Genomic DNA, 19,034 nt, shown 5'->3' on the forward strand with positions numbered 1-19,034 from the left:
AAAAATCTTACGATATGAACATTGAGGGTTGTCTCAGAATGTCAGTGTGTTAGGGTATAGGGCACTCTTATTTTCTATTAGGACAATTTTAGCGTTTAATAATAAACCAAAGGAAACAGCGAATTGCATGGCAATTAAACTAGAAGTTAAAAATTTATATAAGATATTTGGTGAGCACCCGGAACGCGCATTTAAGCTGATAGACAAAGGTTTGACGAAAGACCAGCTGTTGGAAAAAACGGGGTTATCACTTGGCGTCAAGAACGCCTCTCTGGCCATTGAAGAAGGCGAGATATTTGTCATCATGGGGCTTTCCGGTTCCGGTAAATCCACCTTGGTACGCCTTCTCAATCGTCTGATAGAACCCACCCGCGGTGAGGTGCTGATTGACGGCGAGGATATATCAAAAATATCCGATACTGCGCTACGCACCGTACGGCGTAATAAGATCAGCATGGTGTTCCAGTCATTCGCCTTAATGCCACATATGAACGTATTAAATAATACCGCGTTCGGCATGGAATTAGCGGGTATTCCTTTACAGGAACGCCAGGAAAAAGCGCTGGACGCGTTGCGTCAGGTTGGGCTGGAAAATTATGCCAATGCTTATCCCGATGAACTGTCCGGTGGTATGCGCCAGCGTGTCGGCTTAGCCCGCGCCATGGCTAACGATCCGGATATATTGTTAATGGATGAAGCCTTCTCTGCGCTGGACCCATTAATTCGTGCCGAGATGCAGGATGAACTCGTCAAATTACAGGCGAAACATCAGCGCACCATCGTCTTTATTTCCCACGATCTGGATGAAGCGATGCGTATTGGCGACCGCATTGCCATTATGCAGGGCGGCGAAGTGATTCAGGTGGGGACCCCGGATGAAATATTAAATAATCCGGCCAACGATTATGTGCGCACCTTCTTCCGCGGCGTCGATATCAGCCACGTTTTCAGTGCCAAAGACATCGCCAAACGTCGCCCGGTGACCCTGATCCGTAAGACTCCCGGTTTTGGTCCGCGCTCTGCGTTGCAGATCCTGCGTGATGAAGACCGTGACTATGGCTACGTCCTCGAACGCGAGAAATTTATCGGCGTGGTATCGATAGACTCCCTCAAGCAGGCGCTGGCGGCTAAACAGACGCTGGACGACGCCTTGCTGGATGCCCCACTGCCCGTTCCGGCCGATATGCCGCTGAGCGAGCTGATCTCACTGGTAGCACAGGCCCCTTGCGCCGTGCCGGTGGTCGGGGAAGAGAACAACTATATCGGTATTATTTCCAAAGGCATGCTGCTGCAGGCTTTAGATAAAGAGGGCCCTACGAATGAGTGATAATCAGGATCCATGGGCAACGGCTGCCACATCCCCTAACGACGCCCCGGCAACCCAGGCTGCCACCAGCAGCGATCCCTGGGCAACCGGCGCACCGGCAGACAGCGTGCCCCATGATGCCGCTAATCAGGCCGCATCGAGCGCTGACTGGCTTAACAGCGCCCCAGTGGAGCCCGAGCACTTTAGCCTGCTGGATCCGTTCCACAAGGCTTGGGTGCCGTTTGACAGCTGGGTCACTCACGCCATTGATTGGCTGGTGCTGCACTTCCGTCCGCTGTTCCAGGGCATTCGCGTGCCGGTGGATTTCATCCTCAGCGGTTTCCAGCAGTTTTTGCTGGGTATGCCTGCTCCCGTCGCCATTTTGCTGTTCTCGCTGATCGCCTGGCAGATATCCAGCCTCGGCATGGGGGCAGCCACGCTGCTGTCGTTAGTCGCCATCGGCGCTATCGGGGCCTGGTCACAGGCGATGGTCACGCTGGCTCTGGTGCTCACCGCCCTGTTCTTCTGCATCTTGATCGGTCTGCCATTGGGCATATGGTTGGCCCGCAGCAAACATGCCGCCAAGGTGATCCGGCCACTGCTTGATGCCATGCAGACCACACCGGCCTTCGTCTATCTGGTGCCGATCGTCATGCTGTTCGGTATCGGTAACGTGCCAGGGGTGGTTGTCACGATCATCTTCGCCCTGCCGCCCATCGTGCGTCTGACGATCCTGGGCATCAAACAGGTGCCGGAAGATCTGATCGAAGCCGCCGAATCCTTCGGCTCCAGCCCTCGCCAACTGCTATTTAAAGTGCAGTTGCCACTGGCCATGCCAACCATCATGGCCGGGGTTAACCAGACGCTGATGCTGGCATTGTCGATGGTGGTTATCGCCTCGATGATCGCCGTGGGCGGTCTGGGCCAGATGGTGCTGCGTGGCATCGGCCGCCTGGATATGGGGCTGGCCGCCGTGGGTGGCGTCGGTATCGTTATTCTGGCCATTATTCTCGATCGCCTCACCCAGTCACTGGGGCGCGATCGCCGCAGTAAAGGGCTAGGCCGCTGGTATACCCACGGCCCAATCGGGTTGATCGCTCGCCCGTTTATCAAAAAAGCCTGATTGTACTTCCCGCCAACGGCTTTCTGCCCTGGCGGGCTATCTCCAAACAACATCAATAACAGAGGAAAAACTATGCGCACTACAGGGATCTGGGCGATTGCCCTTACCACACTGCTTGGTTCACAGGTTGCTTCCGCTGCTGATTTGCCAGGAAAAGGTATTTCGGTACAACCGATACAGAGCACCATCTCCGAGGAAACCTTCCAGACGCTGCTGGTCAGCAGGGCACTGGAAAAGCTTGGTTATGACGTGAAAGAACCGCGTGAGGTGGACTACAACGTGGCCTACACTTCCATCGCTTCCGGCGATGCCACCTTCCTGGCGGTAAACTGGAATCCGCTGCATGCCGATCAGTATCAGGCAGCCGGTGGCGATAACAAATTCTACCGCGAAGGGATTTACGTCAACGGTGCCGCACAAGGCTATCTGATCGACAAAAAGACCGCCGACCAATATCACATCACCAACCTTGAGCAGCTAAAGGACCCTAAAATTGCCAAACTGTTTGATACCAACGGTGATGGCAAGGCAGACTTGACCGGTTGCACGCCAGGTTGGGGCTGTGAGGCAGCAATCAATCACCATATCGACGCCTACGGTTTGAGCAAAACGGTGGAACACAATCAAGGCAACTATGCTGCCATGATCGCCGATACCATCACCCGTTTCAAAGAAGGTAAACCGGTGCTGTATTACACCTGGACGCCTTACTGGGTCAGCGATGTGTTGGTGCCTGGACGCGACGTTGTCTGGCTACAAGTCCCGTTCTCTTCCCTGCCGTTCGAGCAGAAAAACGTGGATACCAAACTGCCAAACGGAGCCAACTATGGCTTCCCAGTCAGTACCATGCGTATTGCCGCCAATAAGCAATGGGCTGAAGCCAATCCCGCAGCCGCCAAGCTGTTCGCCATCATGAAACTGCCGCTTGCCGACATCAACGCGCAAAACCTGCGGATGCATTCAGGCCAGTCCTCCGAAGCCGATATCCAAAACCATGTCAATGGCTGGATCAAGGCTCACCAGGCCACGTTTGACGGCTGGGTGAAAACCGCAGCTGAAGCAGCCGCCAAGTCATAACAGCCCTCACCCCAACCCTCTCCCACAGGGAGAGGGAGCTGTTAGCCACTGCTCTTTTGCCCAAAAAGGGATAATCTCAGCAAACTCGATTGTCCTCTCCTCCAAAGTACATCACCGAATTTTCAAACCCACTCGATCGGTTCCCCCTCTCTATGGGAGAGGGAGCTGTTAGCCACTGCTCTTTTGCCAAAAAAAGATAATCTCAGCAAACTCGATTATCCTCTCCTCCAAAGTACATCACCGAATTTTCAAACCCACTCGATCGGTTCCCTCTTTCTATGGGAGAGGAAGCTGTTAACACCTGCTCTTTTGCCCAAAAAGGGATAATCTCAGCAAACCCGATTGTCCTCTCCTCCAAAGTACATCACCGAATTTTCAAACCCACTCGATCGGTTCCCTCTCTCTATGGGAGAGGGAGCTGTTAGCTCCTACTCTTTTGCCCAAAAAGGGATAATCTCAGCAAACTCGATTGTCCTCTCCTCCAAAGTACATCACCGAATTTTCAAACCCACTCGATCGGTTCCCTCTCCCTGTGGGAGAGGGTTAGGGTGAGGGGGCCCGTTTTCTTTGCTTAACTGACCGAGATCCTTCATGCGGCATACTGATAAAAATTATACATTGCCTTAACATTCCGTTGTGTCTGATACTTTGATCACAAATTTCCATTATTGAAGACCTATGAACCAACCAACCGAACACCCGGGCCTTAGCCCTGCACTGACACTGTTAATCGCGATGGCTACCGGCCTGGCGGTTGCCAGCAACTACTACGCCCAGCCGCTGCTGGAAACCATTGCACAAAACTTTAATCTATCGGTTAACCAAGCCGGATTTATCGTCACCGCTGCCCAGCTAGGCTATGCGGTTGGCCTGCTGTTTCTGGTGCCATTGGGCGATATGTTTGAACGCCGCGGGCTGATCGTCTTTATGACGCTGTTAGCCGCCGGAGGCATGCTGATCACCGCGTCCTCCAGCACCTTATCGATGATGATCCTCGGTACGGCTCTCACCGGTCTGTTCTCGGTGGTGGCCCAGCTTTTAGTGCCACTCGCCGCCACTTTGGCGCACCCGGCAAAACGCGGTAAAACCGTCGGTGTGATCATGAGCGGCCTGCTGCTCGGCATTCTGCTGGCACGTACCGTCGCCGGCGCTTTGGCGACCCTCGGCGGCTGGCGTACCATCTACTGGGTGGCCAGCGTATTGATGATCCTGATGGCCCTGCTGCTGTGGCGCGCCTTGCCACGCTATAAGCTGCATTCCGGCCTGAATTACCCGCAGTTGCTGAAATCCATCTTTTCCCTGTTCTGCTTCACCCCGTTGCTGCGTACCCGCGCAATCATTGGCGCTTTGTCGTTCGCCAACTTCAGCGTGCTGTGGACCTCAATGGCTTTCCTGCTGGCTTCCCCACCTTTCAGCTACTCCGAAGGCGTAATTGGGCTATTTGGCCTGGTGGGTGCTGCTGGCGCACTGGCTGCCTCACGCGCCGGTCATCTGGCCGATAAGGGCAAAGCAGGGCTAACCACCAGCGTCGGGCTGGTACTGCTGTTGCTGTCCTGGATCCCAATTGCGTTGGCGCCGTACTCTCTCTGGGCGCTGATTATCGGCATTCTGGTGCTGGATCTGGCGGTGCAGGGGGTGCATGTCACCAACCAAAGCGTGATTTACCGCATCATGCCGGAGGCGCGTAATCGCCTGACCGCCGGTTACATGACCAGCTATTTTATTGGGGGTGCCGTGGGGTCGGTGCTTTCCGCTGCTGCTTATCAACATGCTGGTTGGAACGGTGTAGCGGCGATTGGTGGCGTATTGTGCGTGCTGAATCTGCTGACCTGGTGGCGTGGCAAGCGCCATGACCCACAAGGGCCAGCCATCAGCTAGTTAGCAAGAAAATAATAACCCTTGAAATTTATTAGGCCGCAGGGTGTAAAAATTACTTACACTCTGGTAATATTGTCGCGGTAAATTATTGGCGACCTATACACCCTGCGCCCCGGACCTCCATGAACGACCTTACTCACGTAAGATTTCTTTCTATCCCCCCCCGCAGGATGCCGTAGTTCTCCGCCCAATTGCATAAACAAACCTTACCTATCTCAGCCTGCGGAACGGCAGAATTTGTGCCTTCAATCACAAGACCTTAGGGTCTGTGGCGTTAAGCATTTACAAACAACTTACAAATGACACGAATTGCTAAATTATTCCCCTTGCTGAAGATTTACATTATTAATCACTATCGTTACTATACCGAACGAAATTAATGAGGCACTAAATTATGGAAAGCTCGTTTACCCCCATAGAGCAAATGCTGAATTTCCGCGCCAAACGTCAGAAAGACTTCCCATACCAGGAAATCCTGCTGACCCGCCTGTGTATGCATATGCAAGGCAAGCTGTTGGAAAATCGCAATAAAATGCTGAAAGCACAGGGAATTAACGAAACCTTGTTTATGGCTCTCATTACGCTGGATGCGCAGGAAAACCACAGTATTCAGCCTTCTGAGCTAAGCTCAGCCCTGGGTTCGTCACGCACCAATGCTACCCGCATTGCCGATGAACTAGAGAAACGCGGGTGGATCGAGCGCCGGGAAAGCGATCACGATCGCCGCTGCCTGCATCTGCATATGACCCAGGCTGGGGAAGCGTTTCTCGAACAATTGCTGCCACCGCAGCATAAATGTCTGCACTTTCTGTGGTCTACGCTGAACGACGAGGAGCAGCAGCAGCTTGAAATGCTGACGCGCAAATTGTTGACCCGTTTGGATCAGATGGAAGTTTCAGAACAGTTATCCCAATAATTCCTGTTCAGGTAATCATTTTATGCGATCCCCGTTAAACTGGAGATTCACCCCGCTGTTCGCCGTTCTGTTGCTGGCGGGGTGCGCATCTACCGATAATATTGCCCCGCAATCCAAGATGATGGATCCGCAACAGCTGCAGCTTGCCCAGCCGAAAGTCAGCTCGCTGGCCATCAGCCCGCAATGGTGGCGCACGCTTAACGATCCCCAGCTTGATAGCCTGATGACCCAGACGCTGCAAAACTCGCCTTCGCTGCAACAGGCGGGCGCTCGCGTGCGTGAAGCCCAAAGCGTGGCGGGGGAAGCCAGTGCTGCCAACGGCCCTAATCTGGATCTGAATGCCAGCATCAACCGTCAGCGTCTGGCGCAAAACACCAACCTGGGCTTTGGCTATCTGCCCAACCCGGTGTATGAGTCCACCAACTCGCTGGGTTTGAATCTGGCTTATGAGTTTGACTGGTGGGGCAAATATCGCAATCAGGTCAATGCGGCAAAAGCGCAGATCGATGCCGCTCGTGCCGAGCAGGCACAAGCCGCTCTGACGCTAACCAGTTCGGTTGCCTCTGCTTATTACCAGTTACAGGCGAATTACGCGCTGGAAAATGTGCTGCAACAAGAGGTGGATAACAATCAACGCCTGGCCGACCTGCGCCAAAAGCAATATAAAGCCGGGATCTACGGCGTGGAAATCCCGCAACAGACCCAGGCACAAGCCGACAGTGCCAAGCAGCAGATCATCCAGCTGCAGTCACAGATTGAACAACTGAAACACCAGTTGGCCGCCCTGGCCGGTCTTGGCCCGAATGCGATGCAGTCTCTGCATCCCGTGGCCATGCCAAGCGAAGAACAGTTAGCCCCCAAAGGCGAACTCACCGCGGATTTGCTGGGTAAACGCCCGGATATCGTGGCACAGCGCCAACTGGTGGAGTCCTATAACCAACGGGTCAGTGCGGCACGCAAAGAGTTCTACCCTAGCCTGTCGATCTCGGCCTTTGCTGGCTTGACCACCACCAACGTCGGCGGTACCAGCCCGAATCTGTTTGAAGCCGCCAGCCAGGCGTGGGGAGTGGTTCCAGCCATTTCCCTGCCTATCTTCCATGCCGGTGCGCTACGCAGCAAGCTGGGTGAAGAGTCCGCACTCTACGATCAGGCGGTAGGTTCCTATAACCAAACGCTCGTCAATGCGTTACAGGAAACGGCCGACGCCATCACCATTCAACAGAGCAGTAGCAAGCAGCTGCTGCAGGCAACCTCTGCCTCCCAATCCATGCAGGATGTGTACCGGGTCGCCAACGCCAAATACCAGGCAGGGATTATTGGGCGTGATGAACTGTTGACCAGCCAGACGCAGCTATTACAGCAGCAACAGGCGCAACTGAATGCCAGCAGCAACTTGATGCAGGCGAAGATAGCATTGGTACGCGCGTTGGGGGGGGGCTACCAGGCCCCGGCGGCAGCGGAACCTAAAGCATAATTTTAGAGCGTGGAGAATACCATGAGTGCAAGCGCGGAAACTCAAACCCCGCAGCAACCGGCTGGCAAAAAACGGCAGCGTAAATTCTGGCTGCTGCTGTTGACGTTTATTTTTGTGATTATTGGGGTGGCCTATTTAGTCTATTGGTTCCTGGTGCTGCGTCATCACCAGGAAACTGACGATGCCTACGTGGCCGGTAATCAGGTGCAGATCATGGCCCAGGTTTCCGGTAGCGTGAACAGCGTTACCTTTGATAACACCGACTTTGTCCGCAAAGGCGATGTGTTGTTAACACTGGATCCCACCGACGCCGAACAGGCGTTTGAGCGGGCCAAAACCGCGCTGGCCAACAGCGTGCGCCAAACGCATCAGTTGGTGATCAACGGTAAGCAGTATCAGGCTAACATTGCGCTGCGCAAATCCGAGCTGAGCAAGGTAGAAAACGATCTCAAGCGTCGTATCGTGCTGGGCAACGCCGATGCGATTGGCCGCGAAGAGCTGCAACATGCGCGTGACGCGGTAGACAATGCCAAAGCGGCACTGGAAGTCGCAGTCCAGCAATACAATGCCAATCAGGCGATGGTGCTGAATACCCCGTTGGATAAACAACCTGCCGTGCTGCAAGCCGCCGCACAGATGCGCGACGCCTGGATGGCGCTGCAGCGTACCCGCATCGTCAGCCCAATCACCGGCTTCGTTTCACGCCGCAGCGTGCAAGTGGGGGCGCAGATCTCCCCAGGGATGCCTCTGATGGCCGTAGTAGCACCGGATCATGTCTGGGTGGATGCCAACTTTAAAGAAACGCAGATCGCCAATATGCGTATCGGCCAAGAGGCTACCGTAGTGAGTGACCTATACGGTAGCGACGTGGTGTTCAAAGGCAAGGTCGTGGGTATCGATATGGGCACCGGCAGCGCGTTCTCACTGCTGCCTGCACAGAACGCTACCGGCAACTGGATCAAAGTGGTGCAGCGTTTACCCGTGCGTATCGAACTGGACGCACAACAGGTTGCTGAGCATCCTCTGCGTATCGGCCTTTCTACGCTGGTCAAAGTCGATACCACCAATCTGGACGGCCTGGTGCTCTCCGATACGGTACGTCAAAAACCGCTGTTTGAAACCAGCGCGCTGACGCTGGATCTGGCGCCGGTGAATCAGATGATCGCCGATGTGATCCATGCAAACGCCGGTTAAGCGAGCGGGAGGCTACCTTGGCACAGAAACCGCTTGAAGGTGCCCAGCTCGCCTGGATGACGGTCGCGCTCGCCATGGCGACCTTTATGCAGGTGCTGGACTCCACCATTGCCAACGTGGCGATACCGACCATTTCGGGTAACCTCGGGTCTTCCAACTCGCAGGGGACCTGGGTGATCACCTCGTTTGGGGTGGCCAACGCCATCTCCATTCCGATCACCGGCTGGTTGGCGAAACGCGTGGGTGAAGTTCGCCTGTTCCTGTGGTCCACGGCGCTGTTCGCCCTGGCCTCCTGGCTGTGCGGTATTTCCAACAGTCTGGGCATGCTGATCTTCTTCCGCGTGATCCAGGGCGTGGTGGCAGGGCCGTTGATCCCACTGTCGCAGAGTTTGTTGCTGAATAACTATCCCCCCGCCAAGCGATCGATGGCCCTGGCGCTATGGTCGATGACCGTGATCGTCGCGCCGATTTTCGGGCCGATCCTTGGCGGCTATATCAGCGATAACTATCACTGGGGCTGGATCTTCTTCATCAACATCCCGATTGGGCTGTTCGTGATCCTGGTTGCCATGTCGACGTTGAAAGGCCGGGAAACCAAAACCGAGATCAAACCGATCGATACCGTCGGGCTGGTGCTGTTGGTGGTGGGTATCGGTGCGCTACAGATTATGCTCGATCAGGGCAAGGAACTGGACTGGTTCAACTCGACCGAAATTATTGTCCTGACCGTCGTGGCCGTGGTGGCGTTAGTGTTCCTGGTGGTGTGGGAGCTGACGGACGATCACCCGGTGGTGGATCTGTCGCTGTTCAAATCGCGCAACTTTACCATCGGCTGTCTGTGTATCAGCCTGGCTTACATGCTGTATTTCGGGGCGATCGTGCTGTTGCCACAGTTGCTGCAGGAGGTATATGGCTACACCGCCACCTGGGCCGGCTTGGCGTCTGCGCCGATCGGGTTGCTGCCGGTGATCTTGTCACCGATTATCGGCCGCTTCGGTAACCGGCTGGATATGCGCCGTTTGGTCACCTTCAGCTTCATCATGTATGCCGTGTGCTTCTACTGGCGCGCCTACACGTTTGAACCGGGGATGGATTTTGGCGCTTCCGCCTGGCCGCAGTTCTTCCAGGGTTTTGCCATCGCCTGCTTCTTTATGCCGCTGACGACCATTACCCTGTCCGGGTTGCCGCCGGAGCGCATAGCGGCAGCATCGAGCCTGTCGAACTTTACCCGTACCTTGGCGGGCTCTATCGGCACCTCGATCACCACCACGCTGTGGACCAGCAGGGAGGCGATGCACCACTCGCACCTGAGCGAGTTTGTGAATCCGTTCAACCCGCAGTCGCAGGAGATGTACAGCAAACTGGAGCAGCTAGACATGAGTAAACAGCAGGCTTTGGCGTATATCGCCAACGAGATCACCGCGCAGGGGCTGATCATCTCGGCCAACGAGATATTCTGGCTATCGGCAGGGGTGTTCCTGATATTGCTGGCGCTGGTCTGGTTCGCCAAACCACCGTTCAGTTCCGGCGGCGGCGGGGGCGGAGCCCACTGATCGAGTCACGCCCATAAACTCGAATGGAAGTGGCTAAAGATCTGCTGTGATATGGGGCGGTTCAAAGATGGACCGCCTCATAGAATTGAATAATGCTTTCCCCATCGACCTGATTTTGTGGATTTTGGGTACATAAAAGACAACAATAATGCCGCAGTGCCAGAATGGATATTAGTTCGATTTATAAACTTTTCTAACAGGGAATCTCTGGGCTAAAAGCATGATAAAACAAACACTGATCGCAGCAATGAGCCTTGGTATGGTTGGTTGTGCTGGCATGAAAATACCTCCCTACACAGAAGTCAAAGCAAGTCCGTATTATGATGAATGCCGCGAGTTCGCCGCCGATGTGTATAACAATGATGGGTACAGCAAACTCGTCAATGACACAGTACTACGCATGAACGAGCAAAAAGCTCAGGCTATCGTGTCTGGATGTGTGGTCTCTATGGGAAAAAACAGTCTAGAAGAAGCCAAACTTGATATGAAACAAAAGGCCGTCACTTACGGAATCATCAGTGCTGCTTGCGACACCCCTTCGTGCCAGGCTGATACGGAACAACAGCTGAAAGCTTTTACCCTTGGCAGCTTTTATGCGACACAAAAGAAGTTTCCTGAGAAAAAGAAAGTTGAGAAAGCTGATTTTTAAGAGTGAGCCAGATTATCAATCGTCAGTGCGCTCATTTTAGTCTTATCCCTTCTCATTGTTATTTTGCCCAATCCTCCAGCATCAGGTCCGTTACCCGTTCAAACTTCCGCGTATTATTGGTCACCAGAATCGCACCGGTCGCAATGGCATGACCAGCGATCGCACTTGTCCCTGTAAACCCTATACTGAGAAACCGCTAGTACGGCAGGTTTCTGTACGCATGTTGTAGCGAACAAGGATATGCCTAGATGAATACGAATAAGGGGGAGCTTTTTGAGCATAGTAGTCAGCCGGTTTTTCTACTGATTCTGATAGATCAAAGCCCTGGCTTTGCGGCCAGGGCTTTGTCATTAATCGGATTTTATATAGCCTAAAGCATTACGCCTGGTTCTGGCGCCACCAATCGGCCAACAGAATACCGGTTGCTACCGAGACGTTCAGGCTTTCTACTTTGCCAGTCCCGCCGATAGACACGCTCATATCACCCTGTTGCCAAGCGCTGTCACTCAGGCCATCACGTTCCTGGCCCAATACCAGCACCATCTTGGTTGGCAATTTAGCCTGCGCCAACGGCGTGCCTTTATGGCTGGACGTGGTGACGATGGTGTAACCCGCTTTGCGGAATGTATCCAGCACGGACAGGAAGTCATCAGCATTGATTGCCTTGATGTGTTCCGCCCCGCCTTCAGCCGTACGCACCGCGGCACCAGACTCCAGCACAGCTGGATCCTGAAGCAATACGCCGTTCACGCCAAAGTGAGCACAAGAACGAACGATCGCCCCCAGGTTGTGTGGGTTGCCCACTTCTTCCAGTGCCAGCACGCAATCTTTGGCCGGTGCGTTCTGCAGGTAAGCCTGCGCATCCAAACCTTGACGCTTTTTAATCAGGAAGCACACGCCGCCGTGATGTTCGGTACCGGACGCTTTGGCCAGTTCCTCTTCATCCACCACATGGTAAGCCTTGCGGTTAGCCGCCATCCAGCGCAGTGCCTCACGGAAACGTGGGGTTACGGATTGCACAAACCAGGCACGGACGATGGCATCTGGACGGCTGGCGAACAGAGCTTTACAGGCGTTCTCGCCGTAAACACGGGTTTCTTCCGCACGTTGGCGGCGCAGCTGCTCAGGGTCGATAAAGCTTTTGCCACTGATGCCACCATGATCGAACGCCGGTTCTTCTTGCGGAGCACGAGACACGGTTTTCCACGGTGATTCATAACCACCGCTGTCTTCGGTACGCGCCGGACGACGAGGACGATCGCTTTCACTGCTGCTGCGACGGGGATCGGCACCCCGACGGTCACCACCGCGCGCCTTATCCTGACCGGCACGGCCAGAGCGTGCATTGTCAGCCGGGCGGCCTTTGCCGTCAGGTCGTTTATTCTTGTTACGGTTGTCGCCGCTATCGTCGTCACTACGGACGAACATCACTTTAACCTTACCGTTCTTGCCACTAAATGAATCGTTCATTGTCTTCTCCACCAACGCGCAGGGCGCGAAGATTACCTGATGTTGGTGCGCTAAGCCACCAACTTGCGCTAAAAGCTGGCATCTATCAAATTCATCGAACAAATCACTTGGTCGAATGCCGCGCTTTTACCGATAATAAGCAACATTAAAAATACATATTCGCAGCTCATTGTGCTGCGTCAGCCCCAGAGGTAATCATGAATACAGTTTGTGCAGCTTGTAATGCCACCAACCGCGTGCCGGAAGAACGTCTGGCGGACGGCGCTAAATGTGGCCGCTGCGGCCATGAATTGTTCGACGGTGAAGTGATTAACGCCACCGCCGCCACGTTGGACCAGCTCCTGCAAGACGACTTGCCGATTGTGGTCGATTTCTGGGCCCCGTGGTGTGGCCCGTGCCGCAGCTTCGCGCCGATCTTTGAAGATGTGGCACAGGAGCGCGCTGGCAAGGTGCGTTTCGTGAAGGTCAACACCGAAGCCGAACCCGAGTTGAGCGCACGCTTCCGCATTCGCAGCATCCCTACCATCATGGTGTTCCGTGAAGGCAAGATGGTCGATATGCTCAACGGCGCGATGCCGAAAGCGCAGTTCGATAACTGGCTTAACGAGCTAGTTTAACGCAAAAGCGCTTACTATGCCGCCAGTTGTTGTCGGCATAACATCGCCTGTATAGCCCGTGCGCCTCTCCCGCCGGGCTTTTTTCTGCGCTACAATGGCGGTTTTTCAGGATAGTTATGACTGACAACGCCGTACTTCGTCTACGCCAAGACCGTTTAGACCGTGCCACCCGCCCGTTTCTGGCCAGAGGTAGCCGCGCCGTGCGCTGTCAGGGTTGTTTGCTACCGCAGCAAAACTGCCTGTGTGCCACCATCAAACCGCAGCAGGCCAACAGCCGCTTTTGCCTGATCATGTTCGGGGCAGAGCCGTTAAAGCCCAGCAATACCGGCCGCCTGATCGCCGATATCCTGCCTGATACCCTGGCGTTTACCTGGTCGCGTACCGAAGTCGATCCGGGCCTGCTGGCTGCCATCAACGATCCCACTCGTCAGCCCTACGTGGTATTCCCGGCCTCTTATGCTGATGCGGATCGCCCGGTGGTTAGCAGCCTGCCCGCAGGTGGCAAGCCGCCTTTATTTATCATGCTCGACGGTACCTGGTCCGAAGCGCGCAAAATGTTCCGTAAAAGTCCCTATCTGAATCAGTTCCCGGTCTTTTCACTGAACGTGTTGGCCTCATCAGACTATTTGCTACGTATTGCCAGCCGCCCTGAACAGCACTGTACGGCAGAAGTCGCTGCCGCCCTGCTGCAACAGGCGGGGGATGAACAGGCCGCGACCGGGCTGAGCCAACATTTCAATTACTTCCGTGAACAGTATCTGGCGGGGAAACCTCACCGCCCAGAGGCACCGGTCACAGCAAATCAGCCACAAAGCGCCTAGAATCAGACGATAATTTGCCTTTTTCAGGCAAACCGGTCAGGAGCAGGAGCCGCATATGAGCCAGAGAGGGTTAGAAGCGCTATTACGTCCCAAATCGATTGCCGTGCTCGGCGCTTCGCAACAGCCCGGCCGGGCTGGCTACCTGATGATGCGCAATCTGCTGGCTGGCGGTTTTACCGGCCCTATCCTGCCAGTCACGCCACGCTACAAGGCAGTCTGCGGCGTGATGGCCTATCCCGACGTAGCCAGCCTGCCGCTAACCCCCGATCTGGCCGTGCTGTGTACCAATGCCCAGCGTAACCTGGCACTGATCGAAGCCCTGGGTGAGCGGGGCTGCAAAACTGCCATCGTACTTTCCTCCCCAGTGGAACAATTCGCCGAGCTGAAGGCCACCGCACAACGTTACTCAATGCGCCTGCTGGGGCCAAACAGCCTGGGCTTGCTGGCGCCTTGGCAAGGGATCAACGCCAGCTTTTCGCCGGTCCCCATTCAGAAAGGCAAGCTGGCGTTTATCTCCCAGTCTGCCGCCGTGGCGAATACCATTCTGGACTGGGCGCAACAACGGGAGGTTGGCTTCTCCTACTTCATCGCGTTAGGGGATAGCCTGGATATCGACGTCGACGATCTGCTCGACTTCCTGGCCCGCGACAGCAAAACCAGCGCCATTCTGCTGTATCTGGAAAACATCAACGACGCGCGGCGTTTCCTTTCCGCCTCCCGCAGTGCCTCGCGCAATAAGCCGATCCTGGTGATCAAAAGTGGCCGTAGCCAACAGGCACAGCTACTGCTCAACAGCCAGCAGGGATTGGACGCCGCCTACGATGCAGCCATCCAACGCGCCGGTTTGCTGCGTGTACAGGATACTCACGAGCTGTTTTCCGCCGTGGAAACCTTAAGCCATATGCACCCGCTGCGCGGTGAGCGGCTAATGATTATCAGCAACGGTGCAGCCCCCGCAGCCATGGCGCTGGACGAATTACTCTCCCGCAACGGTAAGCTGGCAACGTTGACGGATGAGACTCAGGAGAAGCTGAGCGCAGCGCTGCCGGAGTTTATCCGGCCAGGAAATCCTATCGATCTGCGTGATGATGCAACCCCCAAGCGCTATCTGGCAGCTCTGCAACCGCTGCTCGACAGCCACGACTATGACGCCCTGCTGCTGATCCATGCCCCTAGCGCCGCCTCTCCGGGCACTGAGACCGCCGAACGGTTGATCGAGGCCATCCGCCAGCACCCACGTGGGAAACGCATTACGTTGTTAACCAACTGGTGTGGCGAATACTCCTCTCAGGAGGCCCGCCGCCAATTTACCGAGGCAGGGATCCCAACCTATCGCACGCCAGAAGGCGCGGTCACCGCGTTTATGCATATGGTGGAATACCGCCGTAACCAGAAGCAGCTCAAGGAAACTCCGGCGCTACCGATTGGGCTTACGGCCAATACCGCTGCCGCGCACCAGTTAATCCATCAGGCGTTGGCCGAAGGGGCTAGCCAGTTGGATACCCATGAAGTCCAACCAATTTTGCAGGCTTACGGCCTCAGCACCCTGCCAACCTGGATTGCCAGTGACAGCGCAGAAGCGGTGCACATTGCCGAACAGATTGGCTACCCGGTAGCACTGAAGCTGCGTTCTCCGGATATCTCACATAAATCCGAAGTTCAGGGGGTCATGCTTTATTTACGTACCGCCACCGAGGTGCAGCGGGCGGCGGAAGCGATCCTCGACCGGGTGAAGCGTACTTATCCGCAGGCGCGCATCCACGGTCTGTTAGTGCAAAGCATGGCCAACCGTGCCGGAGCACAGGAATTGCGTATTGCCGTTGAACAGGACGCGACCTTCGGCCCGTTGATAATGCTGGGCGAAGGTGGCATCGAATGGCGCAAGGAAAACCAGGTCGCCGTTGCCCTGCCGCCGCTGAATATGGCGCTGGCGCGTTATCTGGTGTTGCAGGCGGTGAAAGGAGGCAAAATCCGTGGGCGCAGTGCGCTGCGGCCGCTTGATATCCCCGGCTTAAGCCGCCTGTTGGTGCAGGTTTCCAACCTGATCCTCGACTGCCCGGAGATCTCACGCCTCGATATTCATCCGGTATTAGCCTCCGGCAGCGAGTTTACCCTGCTGGACGTTTCCATGCAGTTAACGCCTTTCAGTGGCGATCCACAGGCACGCCTGGCGATCCGCCCTTATCCCCATGAGCTGGAAGAAACCATTGAATTAAAAGACGGTTCTCAATGCCTGTTCCGCCCGATCCTGCCGGAGGATGAACCGGCGCTGAAGCACTTTATCGACCGTGTCACCAAGGAAGATCTCTATTACCGCTACTTTAGTGAGATCAACGAGTTTAGCCACGACGATTTGGCTAACATGACCCAAATCGACTACGATCGAGAAATGGCTTTCGTAGCAGTACGCGATGGCGAAGAGATCATCGGCGTCACGCGCGCCCTGTCAGATCCCGACAACACCGACGCCGAATTCGCCGTGCTGGTGCGTTCCGATCTGAAAGGTCTGGGTCTGGGCCGGCAGCTCTTGATGAAAATGATTAGCTATGCGCGAGCGCAAGGCCTGGCCCGCCTGACAGGCATTACCATGCCTAATAACCGCGGAATGGTCACGCTGGCACAAAAGCTGGGGTTCAAGGTCGATGTGCAAATTGACGAAGGGATTGTCAATTTAACCCTGCCGCTACAGGATGGGGCGACGCCGTGACCGCTGTCGCAATGTAATACGAATCCACTACTTAACGCCAAAACATACGCACAATCGGGGCAACTAGTGGTATTATCGCCCGATTGTTCGAAGCATTTTATTCATGGAAGTGGCGTTCCGGCCATCCAAATATGAGAGAAGAAGCGCACTGTGATGTTGTCAAAATTTAAACGTAGCAAACATCAACAACACCTTGCACAACTGCCCAAACTCCCCCAGACGGTTGCTGATGTCCGTACCCTTTTTACGCCGGCCGATTTCCGTGCAACGCTGCTGGAATCGATCGCTAACGCAACAACCCGTATTTATCTGGTAGCGCTCTATCTGGAGCATGACGATGCGGGCCGCGACATCCTCAATGCGCTCTATCAAGCCAAGCAGCAGCGCCCTGAGCTGGAGATCTGCGTGTTGGTAGACTGGCATCGTGCTCAACGTGGGCGTATCGGTGCGGCAGCGGCCAATACCAATGCCGACTGGTACTGCGCTATGGCTGCACAGCACCCGCAGGTTTCGGTGCCGATTTACGGCGTTCCGGTCAATACTCGCGAAGCGCTGGGCGTACTGCATTTGAAGGGCTTTGTCGTTGACGATACGGTGTTCTACAGCGGTGCCAGCATTAATGATGTCTATCTGCACCAGCATGATAAGTATCGTTACGATCGCTATCAGCTGATCACCAATAATCTGTTGGCGGTGACCCTGTGCGATTACATCAAACAGCATCTGTTAACCGCCGGTGCCGTGCAGCGTCTTGATCGTGCTGACAGGCCCAAAAGCCTCGAGATCAAAAACGAAATCCGCCTGTTCCGCTTTGCCCTACGCCGTGCCGCCTATCAATTTCAGGGGAACGCCAGTAATGATGAGCTGGCCGTCACCCCGTTAGTCGGCCTGGGCAAACAGAGCATTCTGAACAAAACGATCCACCACCTGATGTCCAGCACCGATCAGAAACTGACGCTGTGCACGCCTTACTTCAACCTGCCAGCCTTGCTGGTGCGCAATATCATTTATCTGCTGCGCCAAGGGAAACAGGTGGAGATCATCGTGGGTGACAAGACGGCCAATGACTTCTACATTCCTGAAGATCAGCCGTTCAAGATTATCGGCGCGCTGCCTTATCTCTATGAAATCAACCTGCGCCGCTTCCTGAGCCGCCTGCAACGCTATGTTGATACCGGCCAGCTGATTGTGCGCCTGTGGAAAGACGGCGATAACAGCTATCACCTCAAAGGGATGTGGGTCGATGACGAGTGGCAGTTGATCACCGGTAACAACCTCAACCCGCGCGCCTGGCGGCTGGATCTTGAAAACGCCATTCTGTTCCACGATCCCAAGCACGAAATGCAGGAACAGCGGCATAAAGAGTTGGAAACGATCCGTACCCATACCACGGTGGTGGGCCACTATCTCGAATTGCAAAGCATTCAGGAATATCCGGTCAAGGTGCGCAAACTGATCCGTCGTCTGCGTCGGATCCGTATCGATCGCTTGATTAGCCGTATACTGTAAACTCGCTATAATTAACTGCACCACAGCCCGGCAATGCCGGGCTTTTTTGTCCATATTGAGACAGGATGTTTTCACTATGCGCCCACTCCGTCTGCTCATCCTCCTTCCGGTATTGTTGTTCTCCAGTGGCTGTACCCATATGGCCAATGATAGTTGGACCGGCAAAGACAAGGCTCAACACTTTGTCGCTTCCGCTGCATTTGCGGCCGCTGGCGCGGCTTATGGCGATCACCAGAACTGGAATGAGGCACGTAGCCGCAGTTTTGGCCTGCTATTTTCGATTGGCTTGGGCGCAGCGAAAGAACTGTATGACAGTAGAGAAGGCGGTACGGGCTGGAGCTGGAAGGATTTTGCCTGGGATGTGGCAGGGGCTGCGACAGGGTACAGTATTTATCATCTGGCGCGTTGAGGATCAGTCAATTTGTCAGATCGAGTAATACCCTTCCCCTCACCCTCTCCCCCAGGAGAGGGAATCGATCGAGCCCGCTGTTTTCTCTGCGTCATACCCCATCCTTAGGCTTACTCATCACTGCCGAAGTGGTATGGCTAATCAAAGGTTCCCACTTCCCAAGCAGTACGAGCTTATCCACGATGCCGGACGGCTCCCTCTCCCCTACACAAGTATTCAGGGTGTTCTCGGTTGGTACTCTGGGAGAGGGTTGGGGTGAGGGGCTTTCACTGCCATTTTCTGTTTTTGACCCATAGCAAAAAGCCTCATGCTTTCGCATGAGGCTTTCTAC

The 19,034-nt window shown here is 54.9% G+C and carries 15 protein-coding genes and 1 pseudogene; 14 read left to right on the forward strand and 2 right to left on the reverse strand.

The features are described 5' to 3' along the window. Positions 1-127: 127 nt before the first annotated feature. From proV to ACKWMY_RS05250, 9 genes are all read left to right on the forward strand, one after another. Positions 128-1,327 carry a glycine betaine/L-proline ABC transporter ATP-binding protein ProV gene (proV, locus tag ACKWMY_RS05210; RefSeq protein WP_024530698.1) on the forward strand — a complete coding sequence of 400 codons (1,200 nt, stop codon included), beginning with the start codon at positions 128-130 and terminating at the stop codon, positions 1,325-1,327. Further along, positions 1,320-2,429 carry a glycine betaine/L-proline ABC transporter permease ProW gene (gene proW, locus ACKWMY_RS05215; RefSeq protein WP_024484842.1) on the forward strand — a complete coding sequence of 370 codons (1,110 nt, stop codon included), beginning with the start codon at positions 1,320-1,322 and terminating at the stop codon, positions 2,427-2,429. Before proV ends, proW begins: the two co-directional genes overlap by 8 nt. Before the next feature lie 72 nt (positions 2,430-2,501). Then, positions 2,502-3,506, forward strand: a complete 1,005-nt coding sequence (gene proX, locus ACKWMY_RS05220; RefSeq protein ID WP_024530696.1) for a glycine betaine/L-proline ABC transporter substrate-binding protein ProX — start codon at positions 2,502-2,504, stop codon at positions 3,504-3,506. A 678-nt stretch (positions 3,507-4,184) separates the two neighbouring features. Beyond that, complete coding sequence (locus ACKWMY_RS05225) at positions 4,185-5,384, forward strand: MFS transporter (RefSeq protein WP_211135582.1); 1,200 nt, start codon at positions 4,185-4,187, stop codon at positions 5,382-5,384. A 394-nt stretch (positions 5,385-5,778) separates the two neighbouring features. Beyond that, positions 5,779-6,300 carry a transcriptional repressor MprA gene (gene mprA / locus ACKWMY_RS05230; protein WP_021178983.1) on the forward strand — a complete coding sequence of 174 codons (522 nt, stop codon included), beginning with the start codon at positions 5,779-5,781 and terminating at the stop codon, positions 6,298-6,300. Positions 6,301-6,322: 22 nt separating this feature from the next. Beyond that, on the forward strand, positions 6,323-7,774 hold the full coding sequence (locus ACKWMY_RS05235) for an efflux transporter outer membrane subunit (RefSeq protein ID WP_024484846.1): 1,452 nt from the start codon (positions 6,323-6,325) through the stop codon (positions 7,772-7,774). Positions 7,775-7,795: 21 nt separating this feature from the next. Further along, the gene (gene emrA / locus ACKWMY_RS05240) at positions 7,796-8,968 is read left to right on the forward strand and encodes a multidrug efflux MFS transporter periplasmic adaptor subunit EmrA (protein WP_024530693.1); all 1,173 of its coding nucleotides are present in this window, start codon (positions 7,796-7,798) and stop codon (positions 8,966-8,968) included. 17 nt (positions 8,969-8,985) lie between these two features. Beyond that, positions 8,986-10,521: a multidrug efflux MFS transporter permease subunit EmrB gene (emrB, locus tag ACKWMY_RS05245; protein WP_409485996.1), complete on the forward strand. Its 1,536-nt coding sequence runs from the start codon at positions 8,986-8,988 to the stop codon at positions 10,519-10,521. Between the two features lie 220 nt (positions 10,522-10,741). After that, entirely contained in the window at positions 10,742-11,170 is a 429-nt protein-coding gene (locus tag ACKWMY_RS05250; RefSeq protein WP_409485997.1) for a hypothetical protein, read from the forward strand. Positions 11,171-11,228: 58 nt separating this feature from the next. On the opposite strand, the pseudogene ACKWMY_RS05255 reads toward ACKWMY_RS05250, so the two are convergent. Continuing rightward, positions 11,229-11,336, reverse strand: a pseudogene (locus tag ACKWMY_RS05255) (VapC toxin family PIN domain ribonuclease); the annotation flags it as partial. A gap of 212 nt (positions 11,337-11,548) precedes the next feature. After that, positions 11,549-12,640 (reverse strand): tRNA/rRNA methyltransferase, encoded by a 1,092-nt coding sequence (locus tag ACKWMY_RS05260; RefSeq protein WP_021178989.1) that lies wholly within the window; start codon positions 12,638-12,640, stop codon positions 11,549-11,551. A 197-nt stretch (positions 12,641-12,837) separates the two neighbouring features. On the opposite strand from ACKWMY_RS05260, the gene trxC reads away from it, so the two are divergent. The 5 genes from trxC to ACKWMY_RS05285 all read left to right on the forward strand — a co-directional run bounded on the left by trxC (position 12,838) and on the right by ACKWMY_RS05285 (position 18,703). After that, the gene (gene trxC / locus ACKWMY_RS05265) at positions 12,838-13,257 is read left to right on the forward strand and encodes a thioredoxin TrxC (protein ID WP_409485998.1); all 420 of its coding nucleotides are present in this window, start codon (positions 12,838-12,840) and stop codon (positions 13,255-13,257) included. A 116-nt stretch (positions 13,258-13,373) separates the two neighbouring features. After that, complete coding sequence (locus ACKWMY_RS05270) at positions 13,374-14,078, forward strand: tRNA-uridine aminocarboxypropyltransferase (RefSeq protein ID WP_024530689.1); 705 nt, start codon at positions 13,374-13,376, stop codon at positions 14,076-14,078. Positions 14,079-14,133: 55 nt separating this feature from the next. Continuing rightward, entirely contained in the window at positions 14,134-16,785 is a 2,652-nt protein-coding gene (locus ACKWMY_RS05275; RefSeq protein WP_065686691.1) for a bifunctional acetate--CoA ligase family protein/GNAT family N-acetyltransferase, read from the forward strand. Positions 16,786-16,938: 153 nt separating this feature from the next. Beyond that, complete coding sequence (gene pssA, locus ACKWMY_RS05280) at positions 16,939-18,294, forward strand: CDP-diacylglycerol--serine O-phosphatidyltransferase (protein ID WP_024530687.1); 1,356 nt, start codon at positions 16,939-16,941, stop codon at positions 18,292-18,294. A 76-nt stretch (positions 18,295-18,370) separates the two neighbouring features. Further along, positions 18,371-18,703 (forward strand): YfiM family lipoprotein, encoded by a 333-nt coding sequence (locus ACKWMY_RS05285; protein WP_037435468.1) that lies wholly within the window; start codon positions 18,371-18,373, stop codon positions 18,701-18,703. The last annotated feature ends 331 nt before the right edge of the window (positions 18,704-19,034 follow it).

It is taken from the genome of Serratia sp. J2 (assembly GCF_046269175.1).
GTDB lineage: Bacteria > Pseudomonadota > Gammaproteobacteria > Enterobacterales > Enterobacteriaceae > Chania > Chania fonticola_C.

Coding starts and splice junctions, on each gene's coding strand:
- ACKWMY_RS05235 (WP_024484846.1), top strand. CDS start 6,323: ATGCGATCCCCGTTAAACTGGAGATTCACCCCGCTGTTCGCCGTTCTG.
- trxC (WP_409485998.1), top strand. CDS start 12,838: ATGAATACAGTTTGTGCAGCTTGTAATGCCACCAACCGCGTGCCGGAA.
- proW (WP_024484842.1), top strand. CDS start 1,320: ATGAGTGATAATCAGGATCCATGGGCAACGGCTGCCACATCCCCTAAC.
- ACKWMY_RS05260 (WP_021178989.1), bottom strand. CDS start 12,640: ATGAACGATTCATTTAGTGGCAAGAACGGTAAGGTTAAAGTGATGTTC.
- ACKWMY_RS05270 (WP_024530689.1), top strand. CDS start 13,374: ATGACTGACAACGCCGTACTTCGTCTACGCCAAGACCGTTTAGACCGT.
- emrA (WP_024530693.1), top strand. CDS start 7,796: ATGAGTGCAAGCGCGGAAACTCAAACCCCGCAGCAACCGGCTGGCAAA.
- mprA (WP_021178983.1), top strand. CDS start 5,779: ATGGAAAGCTCGTTTACCCCCATAGAGCAAATGCTGAATTTCCGCGCC.
- proX (WP_024530696.1), top strand. CDS start 2,502: ATGCGCACTACAGGGATCTGGGCGATTGCCCTTACCACACTGCTTGGT.
- ACKWMY_RS05250 (WP_409485997.1), top strand. CDS start 10,742: ATGATAAAACAAACACTGATCGCAGCAATGAGCCTTGGTATGGTTGGT.
- ACKWMY_RS05225 (WP_211135582.1), top strand. CDS start 4,185: ATGAACCAACCAACCGAACACCCGGGCCTTAGCCCTGCACTGACACTG.
- pssA (WP_024530687.1), top strand. CDS start 16,939: ATGTTGTCAAAATTTAAACGTAGCAAACATCAACAACACCTTGCACAA.
- ACKWMY_RS05275 (WP_065686691.1), top strand. CDS start 14,134: ATGAGCCAGAGAGGGTTAGAAGCGCTATTACGTCCCAAATCGATTGCC.
- ACKWMY_RS05285 (WP_037435468.1), top strand. CDS start 18,371: ATGCGCCCACTCCGTCTGCTCATCCTCCTTCCGGTATTGTTGTTCTCC.
- proV (WP_024530698.1), top strand. CDS start 128: ATGGCAATTAAACTAGAAGTTAAAAATTTATATAAGATATTTGGTGAG.